This window comes from Pediococcus ethanolidurans (assembly GCF_964062635.1).
GTDB lineage: Bacteria > Bacillota > Bacilli > Lactobacillales > Lactobacillaceae > Pediococcus > Pediococcus ethanolidurans.
Window position 1 is genome coordinate 650,192 of sequence record NZ_OZ061250.1, and the last position, 16,484, is coordinate 666,675.

At 37.9% G+C, this 16,484-nt stretch carries 12 protein-coding genes and 1 pseudogene; 12 read left to right on the forward strand and 1 reads right to left on the reverse strand.

Features of this window, described 5'->3' with window-relative positions; genetic code table 11:
- Nucleotides 1-49 precede the first annotated feature (49 nt).
- The 10 genes and pseudogenes from mnmG (at nt 50) to metF (ending at nt 12,492) form a co-directional block, all read left to right on the forward strand.
- Entirely contained in the window at nt 50-1,960 is a 1,911-nt protein-coding gene (gene mnmG, locus AB3219_RS03255; protein ID WP_216753938.1) for a tRNA uridine-5-carboxymethylaminomethyl(34) synthesis enzyme MnmG, read from the forward strand.
- A 412-nt stretch (nt 1,961-2,372) separates the two neighbouring features.
- Nucleotides 2,373-3,392 (forward strand): anthranilate phosphoribosyltransferase, encoded by a 1,020-nt coding sequence (gene trpD, locus AB3219_RS03260; protein WP_216753937.1) that lies wholly within the window; start codon nt 2,373-2,375, stop codon nt 3,390-3,392.
- Nucleotides 3,389-4,171 (forward strand): indole-3-glycerol phosphate synthase TrpC, encoded by a 783-nt coding sequence (gene trpC / locus AB3219_RS03265; protein ID WP_057805179.1) that lies wholly within the window; start codon nt 3,389-3,391, stop codon nt 4,169-4,171. The genes trpD and trpC overlap by 4 nt, the downstream gene beginning before the upstream one ends.
- A gap of 156 nt (nt 4,172-4,327) precedes the next feature.
- Nucleotides 4,328-4,762, forward strand: a pseudogene (locus AB3219_RS03270) (phosphoribosylanthranilate isomerase); the annotation flags it as partial.
- Nucleotides 4,749-5,957: a tryptophan synthase subunit beta gene (trpB, locus tag AB3219_RS03275; protein WP_057805177.1), complete on the forward strand. Its 1,209-nt coding sequence runs from the start codon at nt 4,749-4,751 to the stop codon at nt 5,955-5,957. The pseudogene AB3219_RS03270 and the gene trpB, both read left to right, overlap by 14 nt.
- Nucleotides 5,950-6,750, forward strand: a complete 801-nt coding sequence (gene trpA / locus AB3219_RS03280; protein WP_216753935.1) for a tryptophan synthase subunit alpha — start codon at nt 5,950-5,952, stop codon at nt 6,748-6,750. The genes trpB and trpA overlap by 8 nt, the downstream gene beginning before the upstream one ends.
- 162 nt (nt 6,751-6,912) lie before the next feature.
- Nucleotides 6,913-8,217 (forward strand): MFS transporter, encoded by a 1,305-nt coding sequence (locus AB3219_RS03285; protein ID WP_367369292.1) that lies wholly within the window; start codon nt 6,913-6,915, stop codon nt 8,215-8,217.
- A gap of 101 nt (nt 8,218-8,318) precedes the next feature.
- Nucleotides 8,319-8,921, forward strand: a complete 603-nt coding sequence (locus AB3219_RS03290; protein ID WP_260365845.1) for a hypothetical protein — start codon at nt 8,319-8,321, stop codon at nt 8,919-8,921.
- A 420-nt stretch (nt 8,922-9,341) separates the two neighbouring features.
- Complete coding sequence (gene metE / locus AB3219_RS03295; RefSeq protein ID WP_216753932.1) at nt 9,342-11,624, forward strand: 5-methyltetrahydropteroyltriglutamate--homocysteine S-methyltransferase; 2,283 nt, start codon at nt 9,342-9,344, stop codon at nt 11,622-11,624.
- The gene (gene metF, locus AB3219_RS03300; protein WP_216753931.1) at nt 11,602-12,492 is read left to right on the forward strand and encodes a methylenetetrahydrofolate reductase [NAD(P)H]; all 891 of its coding nucleotides are present in this window, start codon (nt 11,602-11,604) and stop codon (nt 12,490-12,492) included. Before metE ends, metF begins: the two co-directional genes overlap by 23 nt.
- An 80-nt stretch (nt 12,493-12,572) precedes the next feature.
- Here the strand turns inward: metF and AB3219_RS03305 are convergent, their stop codons facing one another.
- Entirely contained in the window at nt 12,573-13,331 is a 759-nt protein-coding gene (locus AB3219_RS03305; protein WP_367369293.1) for an SDR family NAD(P)-dependent oxidoreductase, read from the reverse strand.
- Nucleotides 13,332-13,451: 120 nt separating this feature from the next.
- Between AB3219_RS03305 and AB3219_RS03310 the strand changes: the two genes are divergently transcribed.
- Together AB3219_RS03310 and AB3219_RS03315 are read left to right on the forward strand one after the other, a co-directional pair.
- Entirely contained in the window at nt 13,452-13,844 is a 393-nt protein-coding gene (locus AB3219_RS03310; protein WP_216753929.1) for a MerR family transcriptional regulator, read from the forward strand.
- A 528-nt stretch (nt 13,845-14,372) separates the two neighbouring features.
- A complete protein-coding gene (locus tag AB3219_RS03315; protein WP_367369294.1) occupies nt 14,373-16,484 on the forward strand; it encodes an MMPL family transporter in 2,112 nt (703 codons plus the stop codon).

Sequence of the window (16,484 nt, forward strand, 5' to 3'; positions counted from 1 at the left end):
TAAAACTAATTATGAAGCTAATTGAAGCTCAAAATGTGGAGGAAGAGTCATGACAGAAGTAAAACAGTATGCAGGTAAAGATTACGATGTAATCGTAGTTGGTGCTGGGCATGCGGGTTCGGAAGCAGCCTTGGCAGCTGCAAGAATGGGGAATAAAACCCTCCTGATGACCATCAACTTAGATATGGTGGCATTTATGCCATGTAACCCTTCAGTTGGTGGACCAGCCAAGGGAATTGTTGTCCGTGAAATCGACGCCCTTGGTGGTGAGATGGGTAAAAATATTGACAAGACCTATGTCCAAATGCGGATGCTTAATACAGGAAAAGGTCCTGCGGTTCGTGCGTTACGAGCACAAGCAGATAAGCATGCGTATCATGCCCAGATGAAGAAAACCATTGAAGATGAGCCTAATCTAACTTTGCGACAGGGAATCGTAGACGATTTAATTATTGAAGATGGTGTTTGCAAGGGAATTATCACTAATACAGGGGCCCGTTATCACGCTAAAAGCGTTGTGTTGACCTTAGGAACCGCTGCCCGTGGAAAGATTATTATTGGTGAATTGATGTATTCTTCAGGTCCTAATAATTCACAGCCAGCAATGAAGTTAACCAAGAATTTAAAAGATTATGGTTTTGATTTGGAACGCTTTAAGACAGGAACACCACCACGAGTTGATGGTGGCACAATTCATTATGATGAAACTGAAGAGCAGCCTGGTGATAAAGAACCTAATCATTTTAGTTTTACAACACCAGATAGTGCTTATATTGATGTTAAAAATCAGCTTTCTTGTTGGTTAACTTATACAAATGAGTATACACATAAGATTATTCGTAAAAACTTAGATCGAGCACCCATGTTTTCTGGCATAATCGAAGGTGTTGGCCCGCGTTATTGTCCTTCAATTGAAGATAAAATTGTCCGTTTTGCAGATAAAGATCATCATCAATTATTTCTTGAACCGGAAGGTCGTAATACTGATGAATGGTATGTTCAAGGTCTTTCAACATCAATGCCTGAAGAGATTCAGCAACAAATTCTCCATTCAATTAAAGGGTTGGAAGATGCTGAAATGATGCGACCGGGATATGCGATTGAATACGATGTTGTTTCACCATATCAGTTAAAACCAACTTTGGAAACCAAGGTAGTTAAAAACTTGTATACTGCCGGTCAAACTAATGGGACTTCAGGTTACGAAGAGGCTGCTGGTCAAGGTTTGATGGCTGGAATTAATGCAGGATTACGTGCCTTGGATAAGGGTCAATTCACTTTAAAACGAAGTGATGCTTATATTGGTGTTATGATTGACGACTTGGTCACCAAAGGCACTAAAGAACCTTATCGTTTACTTACGAGTCGTGCTGAATACCGGTTAATTTTGCGTCATGATAATGCGGATTTGCGTTTAACTGAAATGGGTCATGAGCTGGGACTCATTAATGATGACCGTTACCAAACATTTTTAGGTAAAAAAGCGGATATTGAAAATGAGTTAAACCGTTTAGATACAATTCGAATCAAGCCAAAACAAGTTCGTGATTTTCTAATTTCTAAAGGTGGTCATGAACTTAAAGATGGGGTCTGGGCTTCTGAATTTCTTCGCCGCCCGGAGGTTTCTTACAAGGAACTACTGCAATTTATTCCAGCGCCTGATAAAAAGCTTGATCGACGAGTAGTTGAACAGGTTGAAATTGAGATCAAATATGCAGGCTATATTAAAAAGGCCAAGGAACGGGTTGAACGTCTCAAAAAGATGGAAGCCAAAAAAATTCCAGATCATATTGATTATGCTGCAATTAATGGTCTGGCTACAGAAGGCCGGCAAAAATTAGAAAAAATCCAACCACAAACAATTGCACAGGCGAGTCGGATTAGTGGCGTAAATCCCGCTGATATTGCTATCTTGAGTGTGTATATTGAACAGGGCAGAATTGCTAAAGTAAAAAATTAAAATCAAATTTTAAAATAAAATTCTAAGATAAGCTTGACAAAATTTTAATAATGTTTTAATGTTGCACCAACATAAATATTCGTCCATGAAACCAATGAAGTGGAGATCAAGATAGTTATGCACGCACAGAGAGTCACTATTGCTGAGAATGTGACCGAACGCAGATTATTAAATGGACCACGGAGGGCACGGCCAAAACGTATTTTTACGTGATTACACCGTGACGCTGAGGGATGCGTCAATTCCCGGAAATGTGTTTGCATTTCGCTAAGGAGGAAAAATATCTCTTTCGTAAATAACGAAGGGGGATCTTTTTCAAACAAGGTGGCACCGCGGAAAATCCGTCCTTGACTTTAATGAAGTCATGGGCGGATTTTTTTGTGTTAAAAAATATTTAGGTGGAGGAATTAATATGATTAAAGAGGCAATTATAAAGTTGAGTCAGCACCAAAATTTGAATTTTGATACTAGCGAAGCAATTATTAATGAAATTATGAATGGTAAGGCAACCAATGCACAAATTGCGGGATTTTTAACAGCATTAGCTATGAAAGAAGCTACTGTTGATGAAATTGCCGGTGCAGCCAAAGCTATGCGAGAGCATGCACTTGCCTTTGATACTAAGAAACCAACGTTAGAAATTGTGGGCACTGGTGGCGATCATTCTAATTCGTTTAATATTTCAACAACCACTGCATTTGTTGTCGCGGCGGCAGGAATTCCGGTAACAAAACATGGCAATCGAGCAGCATCTTCAAAAAGTGGTGCAGCTGATGTGCTTGAAGCTTTGGGAGTTAAAATAGATGATTCACCACAACAAAGTGAGGCAATTTTAGAGCAAATTGGCATGGCATTCATGTTTGCTCAGGAATATCACCAAGCAATGCGATATGTGGCCCCGGCTCGAAAAGAGTTAGGTATTGCAACTATTTTTAATATTTTGGGTCCACTAGCAAATCCGGCCAATGCTTCAATGCAGTTATTGGGAGTTTATGACGAAAAACTGATTGAACCGTTGGCGCATGTTTTAGATCGATTGGGTATTCAATCTGCAATGGTAGTTTATGGTCGTGATGGGCTAGATGAGATTTCATCAGCTGCCGGAACAGACGTTATGGAAGTTCACAATGGTACTTTTAAAACTTACCAAATTACACCTGAGCAATTTGGTTTAAAACGAAGTCGACCAGAAGAACTAGTTGGTGGAACGGCCATGGAAAATGCCCAGATTACAAGAGCGATTCTTGCAAATCAACAAGGTGCCCCGCGTGATGCTGTTTTGATGAATGCTGTGGCTGCTATTCACATTGCCAAGCCAGAACTATCGTTGGCAGAGGGGTTTGATATAGCAAAAACAACGCTTGAAAGTGGTGCGGCCGAAACAGAATTAAATAATTTAGTAAGGCTTAGTCAAGAGGTGTTCAGTCATTGATTTTAGATGATTTAGTAAAAGCAACAAGAAAACGAATTACCTTGGAAAAGAAAGTACACCCTTTGGATGAATTGAGATCGCAAGTCAATGTACTAACGCTTGAACAAGAATTTCCTTTTGAGACGTGTCTTAAGCAACCGCAATTGACCTTCATTTGTGAGATTAAAAAGGCATCACCATCTAAAGGACAGATTGTGAAGCAGTTTGATTATAAAAAAATTGCTCATGATTATGAGAGGGATGGAGTTGATGCCATCTCAGTTTTAACAGAGCCCAAATATTTTCAAGGTGATCTCACGTACTTAACGGCAGTGCATAAAGAAGTTTCATTACCGCTTTTAAGAAAAGACTTTACGATTGACCCATACATGATATATCAAGCAAAGTTGGCGGGTGCAAGTAGTATTTTATTGATTGTGGCTATTTTAACGAATGAACAATTAAGATGCTATTTGAAATTGGCAGATCAACTTGGGCTATCGGCTATTGTAGAGGCACATGACGAAACGGAAATTCAACGAGGATTAAATAATGGCGCACGTATTATTGGTGTGAACAATCGCAATTTGAAAGATTTTACTGTTGATTTAACAACCAGTCAAAAACTACGAGAATTTGTTCCGGATGACATTCTTTATATTTCTGAAAGTGGTATTCAAACTAGAGAAGACGTTGATCAATTACGTCATTTTGGTGTTGATGCAGTTTTAATTGGTGAAACAATGATGCGAGCGAAAAATAAAAAACAAACACTGCAAAATTTGAAGGGAGAAAGCTAATGACAAAAATAAAGTTGTGCGGTCTATTTCGTAAAATTGATATCGATTATGCAAATGAAGCGCAACCTGATTTTGTTGGCTTTGTCTTTGTAAAGAAATAGTCCACGATATGTCACTTTAAAAAAGGCACTTCAATTTCGGCAGAGATTAAATGCCAACATTCCTGCCGTAGGTGTGTTTCGAGATGCACCATTTAGTGAAATGGCGCACTTATATCAATTGGGTGTTATTCAATATGTACAGTTGCACGGGCATGAATCAGAACAGGTTGTGAATCGACTTAAGCAATTAAGAATTCCCATTATTCGAGCATTTTCGTATACACAATCTTCTTTTGTTACATCAGCAGATTACGTTCTTATTGATGGCATGAAACCAGGTAGTGGTGGAATCTGGCCGTGGGAAAAAATAACACGACCTACTCAGCCGCTTTTCTTAGCTGGTGGATTGACACCGGATAATGTAACCGATGCAATTCAAGCAGTTCATCCAAACGTGATTGATGTTTCAAGTGGGATTGAAACACAACATGTTAAAAATTTGCAAAAAATGATCAAAATAGTAAGGAGTGTTCACAATGCAAGAAACTAATCATGAAAAAACAGAAAATGGCCGCTATGGTGAATATGGTGGTCAATATATTCCAGAAACATTAATGACGGAATTACAAAAACTAACGGCGGCCTATGAACATTATAAAAAGGATTCTGAATTTCAAACTGAACTTCATAATTTGTTAAATAATTATGCTAATCGTCCTTCATTGCTTTATTTTGCTGAACAAATGACAAAAGACTTGGGTGGTGCCAAGATTTATTTAAAACGGGAGGATTTAAATCACACCGGTGCCCATAAGATTAATAATGTTCTTGGTCAAGCCTTGTTGGCAAAACGAATGGGAAAAACACGCGTCATTGCGGAGACTGGTGCAGGACAACATGGTGTCGCAACAGCAACAGTAGCTGCTTTGTTTGGGATGCAGTGTGAGATTTATATGGGTAAAAGAGATACGGATCGCCAGGCATTAAATGTATACCGAATGAAGCTGTTAGGTGCCAAAGTACATTCAGTTACAACCGGGTCGATGGTATTAAAAGATGCCATTAATGCGGCTTTGCAAGAGTGGACACAGCGCTGCGATGATACTGCCTACATTATGGGTTCTGCTACTGGTCCACACCCGTTTCCAATGATGGTACGTGACTTTCAAAGTGTGATCAGTAAAGAATCCAAAGCACAAATTTTGAAAGCTGAAAAGCGGCTGCCAGATGCAATTGTTGCTTGTGTCGGTGGTGGTAGTAATGCTATTGGCAGTTTTGCAAATTATATTGATAATCCTGAAGTTCAGTTAATTGGGTGTGAAGCTGCGGGAAAAGGAATTGAAACACCTTTAACTGCAGCAACACTAGAGCGTGGAAGTGAAGGAATTTTTCATGGAATGAAATCGATTTTCTTACAGGATCAAGATGGCCAAATCGCACCAGTCTATTCTATTTCTGCTGGGCTTGATTATCCAGGTGTTGGTCCAGAACATGCCTACTTAGCTAAAACTGGTAGAGCACAATATGTGGGAATTACTGACGATGAAGCAGTTGATGCTTTTGAGTATATCGCCAAAACAGAGGGGATCATTTGTGCAATTGAAAGTGCTCATGCAGTTGCCTATGTAAAAAAGTTGGCTCCTAAGATGCGCAAAGATCAAATTATTATCTGTAACTTATCTGGTCGTGGTGATAAGGATGTTGCAGCCATTGCTAAGTATAGAGGGGTGAATATCAATGAATAACTTGACACAAGTGTTTAAAAAACGAAAGGCATTTATTAGCTTTGTTGTTGCCGGAGATCCTAATTTTAATGCGACGGTTGCACACGTGGTGGCTTTAGCAAATGCAGGTAGTGATATTGTTGAATTAGGGATTCCCTTTTCGGACCCAGTTGCTGATGGTCCTGAAATTCAGGCAGCAGATTTACGAGCTTTTAAAGATCATACAACAACAGAACGTGTTTTCGAAATGGTTACTGCAATTCGAGAACAAACACAGGTCCCATTGGTCTTTTTAACCTACATAAACATTGTCTTTAAATATGGTTACGAAGCCTTTACCAAACGTTGTGCGGAACTGGGAGTATCGGGATTAGTTATTCCAGATTTACCGCTAGAGGAACAAGATGAGTTACGTCCGTTTGCAGATCGATTCGGTATTAACTTAATTTCACTAATTGCACCAACTTCACCAGTGGAACGTATTCAAAAGATTGCTAAGAAAGCAACTGGATTTATTTACGTGGTGTCTTCAATGGGGGTTACAGGGGTACGCAATGATATTCAAACTGATTTAAAAGCACTGATTGAGAATATCCGTCAGGTTACGGATGTTCCGACAGCAATTGGTTTTGGAATTCATACACCACAACAAGCTGCAACCATGGCTGAGCTTGCGGATGGTGTTATTGTTGGTAGTGCTATTGTGCATCAAATTGCCGCTGGTAACACGAGACAACATACCGATTTAGCTTTAACAGAATATGTTAAACAAGTGAGAACGGCCATTGATAAAGTATCCATAGCCCAAAACTAAGAGTGTTTAATTTATAGTCATCTTAATAGAGATATTAGGATGACTTTTTTAATTATAATAATATTTATTTTATCGTTAAAATATTTTTTATTGACATTTTAGCAACAATAAGCTATAACTAAATTACCATAAAAATAAATTTTAACGATAGAAGGAATTATTGTGAAAAACCTTTTGAATACGAGTAAGGCGCAGCTTATTAAAGTTGGCATTATTGCGCTGATTGATGAGTTAGGAAGTAGCATGTTTAGTTTCGCGGTGGGCTTATTTCTTCTACGTAAAACTGGTTCTGCTATGAATTTAGGTATTTCTATTTTAATTGGACCGTTAGTTTCATTAGTTTTATTGCCAATTTCAGGAACAATTGTGGATCATTTTAATCATAAAAAAATTATTGTGATCTGTCAGATTGGTATTATTATGACAATGGCATTTTTCTCAATGGAGTTTCAACAACTTTCAGATACGTATCTCGTAAAAATTATTGTGTTACTAGTTTTATTAGATATTTTTCAGTTATTTATTGGTAATGTTTTTAGTGCTTCAGCAATTAATTTAGTTCCAAAAACACAGGTGCAGCAACTTAATTCAATTCAACAGATGGTTCGTTCTTCAGCTTCAATTCTGGCCCCTATTTTAGGTGGAATCGCATATGGGATGATGCCATTCTTTGGTTTTACACTGATTATGTTAGCGACAACTTCAATTGTTATGGTGGTTGTGCTATCGCTGAACTTCAGATTTAATGGCAAACAGGCGGTTACTGAAACGAACGTTAAGGAAAAAGTGAACTTTTTAACTTCATTTAAGGAAGGTATTCATTATTTACGTCAGAAAAAGGCGATTGTCATGCTGATCCTAACTGCATGTGTAATCAACTTTTTCTTTTGTGCAGTAAACGTTGGATTGCCTTTTTTATTAGTTAATCAATATAAATTAAGTAACGTTTCTTACAGTATGGTTGAGGCCAGTACCTCGGTAGGCATGATTTTGTCTGGTTTTATATTTATGAAACAAAAGCCAGCAGAAAATCAGATTCAACTTATGTATCGCTGGGTTGTCGTGATTGCTTTAATTACAAGTGGCATGGGATTCCCAGTACTTTTGCATGTTCAATTTTTAAAATTGGGAATTACCGGTATTTATGTTGGCTTGGCCTTACTACTGGGAATTGCGTTGTTTGAAACTAATGTGCCAATGGCTGGCTACATGCAATTGCATATTGATTCTAGTTTCCAGGGACGTATTTTTACGATTCAATCTTCATTGTCAATGTTGATGCTGCCAGTAGGAACAATTATGTATGGCTATTTGTTTGATCATTTTAATGCGGGGACTATTTTTCTAACATCTGGAATCATTGTGATCATCTGTATTTTGGGATTTATGCAAATTAAGGTAACAAAGCCGGCGCATGCTGTTAAAAGGACAGTAAAAAAAGAAAATTTAGAAAAGGTTTTAAAATAGATTTTTTTGATGACTGGTTTAATAATCATGAGATTGGTATGATAAGTGAGTTGATGTGTATTGTGAATAAACTTGTTAAAAATGAAAAGGAAGTTCCTTAAATGAGTTCTAATAAACTTGATAGTTTAGCAAAACTATTAGCTGATCATAAAGTGAATAAGATAATAGATGCTGCCAATAAAGAGAGCGGAATTACCGTTAAGCAGTTGGCTAAGATTTTAAAGGAAAAACCGTCTAATCTTTATTATCCAATTCAAAGGATGACGGATTTTGGTCTTTTAAAGATAGTATCAGAAAACCAAATTAAAAATTTAACCGAAAAGGTATATAGTTCAGCCTTTCTGTATAAAAGTTCAAAAGATGGCAAAAAAGGTGATCAGGAAATAGATTTAGGCGATGAATATGTCAAAGAACATGGTGAAGATCTCATGGAACTCTTGATGATTAATCAAAAGAGAGTTTTACAAGCATTTCAAAAAAATGTCGATTTTATTCAAGGTGGCGGCAATAGTGATAAAAGTACATTTTCTTGGGCGCAATCAGATCTAAAATTGTCTAATAAAGGAAGAATTGAATTATTAAGAAAATTAAACGAAGAAACGGCAAATTTTAAAGATCCATACCCAAACGACCCTCAAGTTCCATTAAATATGGAGATAACCATATATTCTGATGTGGATCCTCAGTCCAATGAAGAAGCATAAAGAAATAGTGTTAAAATAGGAAAATTTAATCAAGATACCAAACAAAACACAAAAATGTTTCACGTGAAGCAAAGTGAATTTGACAATAAATTAGATCAGCGTTATACTCTCATTAAAATTTAATTTAAAGCGTTGATGAGAAGAGTAATGCCTATAATGAATTTTAGAGACCTCAGTACCTGGATGAAAATGAGGATTTAGAGTAGGGATGAAGATGAGCTCAGAGCTGTGATGCGGTTCACGCCAAATCACCGGTTTTGCCACCGATAAGGGGCACTAGTTTTGTTTGAAACTAGCTGAGTCGTTGATTGTGAAATTAACGAAAATAGAGGTGGCACCACGGTTACGCGTCCTCGGATTTAGGTCCGAGTAGGTAATGGTGGTGCTTTTTTTGTATAAAAAATTAATTGGAGGAATATTATGACAACGAGTATTATTGGCTTTCCTAGAATTGGTGAACATCGAGAATTGAAGTTTGCAACAGAACATTATTGGAAAAAACGCGCAACAAAAGAAGAATTATTAAAAACAGCGCAACAACTGAAGGCACAACGCTGGGATAAACAACAAAAAGCAGGGATTGATCTGATTCCGGTGGGAGATTTTTCGTTTTTTGATACAACGTTAGATGCTGCTTATTTGTTCAATGTTATTCCTGCGCGTTATAAGCAGCTCGGCTTGTCTAGTTTGAATGAATACTTTGCCTTAGCCCGTGGCTATCAAAGTGAAACTGAGTCTGTTAAAGCTTTACCAATGAAAAAATGGTTCAACACGAACTATCACTATATCGTTCCAGAATTTGATGATGAAACCGATATTAAATTAACTGGTTCTAAACTCTTTGATGAAATCAATGAAGCTAAAAAACACGGTATTCAAAATCCTAAGGCAGTGATTGTTGGTCCTTATACGTTACTTAAACTAAGTATTTTTAAAGGCGATAAACAGCCACAAGACTTTGCCTCATCACTAGTAAATGCTTATCAGGACTTACTTGCAAAACTTAATGAACAAGATGTGAAATGGCTTCAATTAGATGAACCTGCCCTCAGTTTTGATCAAAGCGACACAGATCTTGCCTTATTTACTAAAATTTATGAGAGCCTGTTGCCAGCTAAAAAGGCTGTTAAGGTATTGTTGCAAACTTATTTTGGTGATGTGCGCGATTCTTATCAAACGTTGATTAAATTGCCTTTTGATGGCATTGGTTTGGATTTGGTTGCCACAACTGAAAACAGCAAGTTAATTAAAGAAAATGGGTTTCCTACTGATAAGGTGCTTTTTGCAGGAGTTGTTAACGGTAAAAATATTTGGCGAAATCATTATGTGACTACTATTGAGACACTTAAAGCATTAAACGTTAAAGGCGAAATCGTTTTGAGTAGTTCATGTTCCTTACAGCATGTTCCATACGATGCTTCTTTGGAAACTAAACTACCTAAAACAGTTCAACAACATTTGGCCTTTGCCTATCAAAAACTAGACGAATTAGTTGAACTAGATGCTATTTTTCAAGGACATGATCAAAAAGTTTTGGCTATTAACAACGAGCTGTTTTCGACAATTAAACATCCAGAAAATTCGCAGGTTAAGTCACGAATTGCACAATTGACGGCAGCAGATTACACCAGATTACCAGAACGTTCAAAACGAGAACAAATTCAAAAACAGGTATTTAACTTACCAGAGTTACCAACGACAACCATTGGTTCCTTCCCCCAAACCAAAGACGTTCGTCAAAATCGGTCTAAACTGCGTAAGGGTGAAATTACTCAAGCCGAATATGATGCGTTTAATCAAGCAAAAATCAAACGAATTATTGAATTCCAAGAAAAAATTGGGGTTGATGTGTTGGTTCATGGTGAATATGAACGTAACGACATGGTTGAGTATTTCGGTGAAAAACTGGATGGGTTTGTCTTTACGCAAAATGGTTGGGTTCAATCATACGGAACGCGGGGCGTAAAACCACCAATTATTTGGGGTGATGTTAGTCGCAATGAACCAATTACCGTTGACACAACCGTTTTTGCTAATAAGTTAACGGATCGGTTAGTTAAAGGGATGCTAACGGGACCAGTTACCATCTTTAATTGGTCGTTTCCACGAGAAGATATTACGCCCGAACAGTCTGTTACCCAAATTGCCTTGGCCATTCGCGATGAAGTATTGGATCTTGAAGCGCATGATATTAAGATCATTCAAATTGATGAACCAGCATTACGTGAGAATTTACCGTTGCGAAAATCGGACTGGTACCGTGCTTATCTTGACTGGGCAGTGCCTGCCTTTAGATTGGTGCATAGTGGTGTAAAACCAGAGACGCAGATTCATACGCATATGTGCTATAGCGAATTTGGCGATATTATTCAAGCAATTGATAATTTGGATGCCGATGTGATCTCCTTTGAGGCTTCTCGTTCCGATTTATCGTTGATTGATCAATTAGTTGCAGCAAACTTTCAAACGGAAGTGGGCCCTGGTGTTTATGATATTCATTCACCACGAATTCCAAGTGTTGAAGAATTGGAAGAAATTATTAACCGCATCATTGCCAAACTGCCAGCAGCTAAAGTTTGGATTAATCCGGATTGTGGTTTAAAGACGCGTTCTGAAAAAGAAGCCTTTGATGCGGTAACCAACATGGTTGAAGCAACGAAAAAAGTAAGGAGTTCGCTTTATGAAACTAACCGAAGTCTTTAATCAGAAAACTGTTTTTTCCTTCGAAGTGTTTCCACCACATAGCGAAACACCGGTTGATAAATTACGCCCAATATTAACTAATTTGGCACAAATTCATCCGGATTTTATTTCAGTAACCTTAGGAGCCGGCGGAACTAGTGTCCGAAATCAAAATGTTAAAATTGTTGACTTTATTCAAAATCAGCTCAACATCACAGCAGTTGCACATATTCCGGGACTCTATCAATCTAAGGAAGATGTCCGTAATTTATTGCAAGAGCTCAATGCACATCATGTCAATAATATTTTGGCATTGCGTGGTGACAAAATTGCGGGTAGAGAACCAATTGGTGACTTTAATCATGCCAATGAATTAGTTAGTTTTATTAAACAAACGGGTGATTTTCAGGTTATTGGTGCGTGTTATCCACAGTGCCATCAAGAAGCAGCCAATTTAACGGCTGACATTGCCAATTTGAAACGTAAGGTGGATGTTGGCGCAGATCATCTTATTTCGCAGTTGTTTTACGAAAATCAGTGTTTTTATGATTTTATTGAACAGGTGCGCGCCGCCGGGATTGCTGTTCCAATTGAAGCAGGAATTATGCCGGTTACGAATAAAGGCCAAATTGAACGCATGGCAAAGATCTCTGGCAAACCATTACCGGAAAAATTTTTGTCAATTTTGAATCGTTATGCGGATAATAAAGAAGCTTTACGTGATGCTGGAATTGCCTATGCAGTTGATCAAATTGTTGATTTGGTGGCACATGGTGTGGATGGTATTCATTTATACACAATGAATCATAGCAAGGTTGCACAGCGAATTTGGGATGCAACCGCCTCATTGTTCCAGGATTCAGCAGCTAAACCTAGTGTTCATTTGTAAGTGTGATTGAATTAAGAAAGATCGTTGCAATTTAAATCCGCAACGATCTTTTAATATATAGAGAAGTTTTAAACTATTTTTTACCAACCAACTTGGCCTTCTGTATTGGAAAATGTGGCTATTTCCTTACTACCAAGGTCTGTGGCAAGCTTAATTGTGCGTGCAACGCCCATTTTTACCGTTTTTCCACCCATTTTCTTGACTTGCACTGGATCAGCACCTGCAAACTCTGTGGCCACCATGCCTGTATCAATTGCGTTTACGGTAATTGATAAATTTTTTCTCAGCATTTCTTTGGCTAGTTGAACGGTATACATATTAGCAGCAGCTTTAGCAGACTGATAGCCAACTGCAACTGCCTTGTAAACGCTGGACTGGGGGTTTAACGCCTCAGTTTTGGAGCCCATCATGCTGGAAATATTAATAACTTTGGCACGTGCGCTTTTTTGCAGCAAAGGTAGCATTTTCTGAGAAACATCAACTAAACCAAAATAGTTGATTGCAAAATCATCCCGTAAGTTTTCGAGTTTAACAACTGACGGATCTTGGCGAGCATCAAAGACAGCACCAGCATTGTTGATCAAAATTGTGAGGTAACCATACTTTTGTTGCACTGTTTGTGCAGCTTCAGTAACCGAGGCTGAATTGGTGACGTCCAATTGTACTAGATCAACATCAAGATTGAGTTTAGTCAATTTGTCGATGGCAGCACGGCCCTTTTCTAAATTTCGTGCACCCATAATTACGTGTTGACCTCTTTGGCTTAATTCTTTGACAATTTCAAGACCCATTCCCCGGTTTCCGCCGGTGACAAGGGTAATAATTTGATTTGTATTCATTTTTACCGTTTCCTTTCAAAGTTGCTTTGTATTCTTTAGAACATTAGTTAATTTAGCACGCTGGTGTTACACTAGCACAAGCAAAAAGTTCAAAATTTTTTAGAATTGGGAGAATTTGATATGTATACTATCCGTGAGGTTTCGCAAAAGTTTGATGTGACCTATGATGCGCTTAGGTATTATGAAAAAGAAGGTTTGTTGCAAAACATTCAACGCGATAGTCAAGGACGACGTGAATATGCAAAGGTCGATTTAACTGACTTAGATAAAATTGTCCACTTACGTCGATTGGGTGCGTCCGTTGAAGAAACAAAACAGATGCTTAATTTGTCTCGAAATAGTCAACCAACCGTTGCAAGTTGTGAGCAAGGGTTAACGCTTCTTGACCAGTTAAAAAATGAATTAAATCAACGAATTGCGACCATTGAAGAACAAAAAACATTTTTAGCAGAAAAAACGGCACATATTCAGAAGGTACGTGATCGTCTTGTTAAAGAAACTGGTGATAAGTAAAAATCGTTCAAAATATACTAAAGTTATGTGAATTTTTGGTAATTTAACTATCAAAATTGAAGATTTTTTTGTGTATTTAATAGGTGAAAATACAAAATACTCATCAAACACATGTATTTGATGAGTATTTGGATGTTGCAATTATTAATTAAGGTAAATTAAACGTGTAGAAGAGGTTTAACTCACACAGTAATCAAAAAAGTCTGTGGAAGTTTTTTGATAAAATTTGAATATAATCTAAAAAAGGCAAATTGACACAAAAACGGTATCTTTGAAATGAAAGTTCCACGTGAAACAATATAACAGATATAAGGTGATCTTTTTAACGAAGATTGCCTTTTTATTTTGTCTATTTTTTATTTGTAATTCAAAACTGTTTCCTCAAAGGGAAATGAAAGTCTACCCAACGGTCTATTATAGCTGACTAAACATCCCACTATAATACAAGCATGACGTAAAGAGAGCCATTTGAATTAACCGATTCTGGTGTGATTTGAATGGACAGGTATAAGGAGAGGTGGATTTGTTTTGAACAAAGGTTTGGGTAAGTTAAGTGATTTTATTTATAAACATGCCGTCGCAACCATTGTGGCTGTTTTAGTTATTTTAGGAATTGTTGGTGGTGTGGCGATTAGTCAAGGATCAAATTTTGCAACGGCCGGACTCACGATTAAGGGAACCGAGGCGCAAAAGGCCCTTAACATTGTGGACAAAGATTTTTCTACTGGTGGTAGTGGTGCCAGTGAGAAGATCGTTTTCAAAGCTAAATCTGGTAAATTAACTGATGCTAAGAAAATGGCTGCCATCAATAAATTGGCCAAGAAAGTTAGTGATAACAAACAGGTTAAAGTAGTTGCAACACCAGCCCAACAGCGTAATTTGGTTAAGAACTCTAAGTATGGATATGCAACAATTCAGTATAAAGAAAAAGCAGCAAATGTTTCACAAGCTTCCATCGATAAATTGGTAAAAGATACTAGTGTTACCCGAAAGGCAGGCATTCAAACGGAATTGAGTGGTGATCTTACCATTAATGCCATGGATACCGGTGAAAAATCCGAGGTTTATGGATTGATCGCAGCCATTGTGGTTTTGGCCGTTACCTTTGCGTCTTTGCTGGTTGCAGGGATGCCCATTATCTCAGCAGTATTAGGCCTTGCAGTTAGCATGCTTGGTACATTTATTATGTCGAATTTCATTTCAATTAGTTCGGCAGATCTTTCTTTAAGCGGAATGGTAGGCCTAGCAGTCGGAATTGGTTATGGACTGTTTATCATTTCTCGATATCGACAAGAATTTAAAGAGGGGTATGACCGGCAAACGACTTTACGACGGGCAATGATGATTGCCGGTAAATCAGTTGTTTTTGCCGGAAGTACGGTAATTGTTGCTTTGTTGGCAATGAGTGCTTTAGGAATTCAGTTCCTGACTGTAATGGGTATTTGTGGAGCGCTTTCGGTTTTAACAGCAGTATTGATGGCGTTAACCTTTATTCCGGCGACGCTTGTACTATTGGGTAAACATGGTACAGGAGAAAAACGAAATCGTTTGTTTGGCAAGTTGTCAGCACTGAATCAGGATAAGGGCTATGGAAAACTGGTTACTAAGTACAAAGGTTTTCTGGCAATTGTTGCCGTCGCAGGATTATTAGTCGCTGCATTTCCGGCTACAAAAATTAATTTAGGTTTGCCTGATGATGGGGTACAAAGTACAAAACTAACGGCACGGCGAGCGTACGATCTGATGGCGGAAGGTTATGGTAAAGGAAATTCGGCTACATTGGTTGTTTTGGTAAAAACAAGTGATGCAAGTAAAGCAGCCTTGGCCGAAAAAAAACTGACTAGTGATAAGAATGTGGTTAGTGAAACACCGGCAATGCCTGGTAATGGTAAAAGTGGTCATTATTATATGATTACAGTAACACCGAAATACGATGGAAACAGCGTTAAAACTAAGAGTTTAGTTGCTAAAATTCGTTCTCAGTCGAACAAAAATGGAATTCCTAAAATGCTTGTTACAGGGACTACAGCAATCAATATTGATATGTCATCTGTACTTATGCAAGCATTGCCAAAATTTGCCATTATCATTGTGGCGTTTGCCTTTGTTCTATTAATGATCATTTTTCGATCCCTATTGATTCCTTTAATTGCGGTGTTTGGTTTTGTTTTGTCGTTACTTGCTACACTGGGTGCCTTGGTGTTTGTGGTTCAAGAAGGACACGGCATGAGTTTAGTAGGTTTAACGACTAAAATGTCAATTTTAAATTTTGCACCAGTCATTTTAATCGGAATATTGTTTGGATTGGCGATGGACTATGAAGTTTTCCTTGTGAGTCGCGTTCGTGAAATATACGACAAAACGGGAGATACGAAGAAAGCTGTTATTGAGGCCCTTCATAGTAATGGTAAAGCTGTTTTTGCGGCAGCGTTGATTATGTCAGCGGTCTTCTTGGGATTTGTCTTTGCAAGTGATCCAACGGTTAAATCAATTGGATTAGCGTTATCATTTGGAATTTTCTTTGACGCATTTATTGTGAGAATGGTATTAGTTCCCTCTATGATTGCACTGTTTGGCAAGGCTAACTGGTATTTGCCAAAGTGGCTTGATAAAATTTTGCCACACATGAATCTTGAATAA

Coding starts and splice junctions, on each gene's coding strand:
- mnmG (WP_216753938.1), top strand. CDS start 50: ATGACAGAAGTAAAACAGTATGCAGGTAAAGATTACGATGTAATCGTA.
- trpD (WP_216753937.1), top strand. CDS start 2,373: ATGATTAAAGAGGCAATTATAAAGTTGAGTCAGCACCAAAATTTGAAT.
- trpB (WP_057805177.1), top strand. CDS start 4,749: ATGCAAGAAACTAATCATGAAAAAACAGAAAATGGCCGCTATGGTGAA.
- trpA (WP_216753935.1), top strand. CDS start 5,950: ATGAATAACTTGACACAAGTGTTTAAAAAACGAAAGGCATTTATTAGC.
- AB3219_RS03290 (WP_260365845.1), top strand. CDS start 8,319: ATGAGTTCTAATAAACTTGATAGTTTAGCAAAACTATTAGCTGATCAT.
- metE (WP_216753932.1), top strand. CDS start 9,342: ATGACAACGAGTATTATTGGCTTTCCTAGAATTGGTGAACATCGAGAA.
- metF (WP_216753931.1), top strand. CDS start 11,602: ATGAAACTAACCGAAGTCTTTAATCAGAAAACTGTTTTTTCCTTCGAA.
- AB3219_RS03305 (WP_367369293.1), bottom strand. CDS start 13,331: ATGAATACAAATCAAATTATTACCCTTGTCACCGGCGGAAACCGGGGA.
- AB3219_RS03310 (WP_216753929.1), top strand. CDS start 13,452: ATGTATACTATCCGTGAGGTTTCGCAAAAGTTTGATGTGACCTATGAT.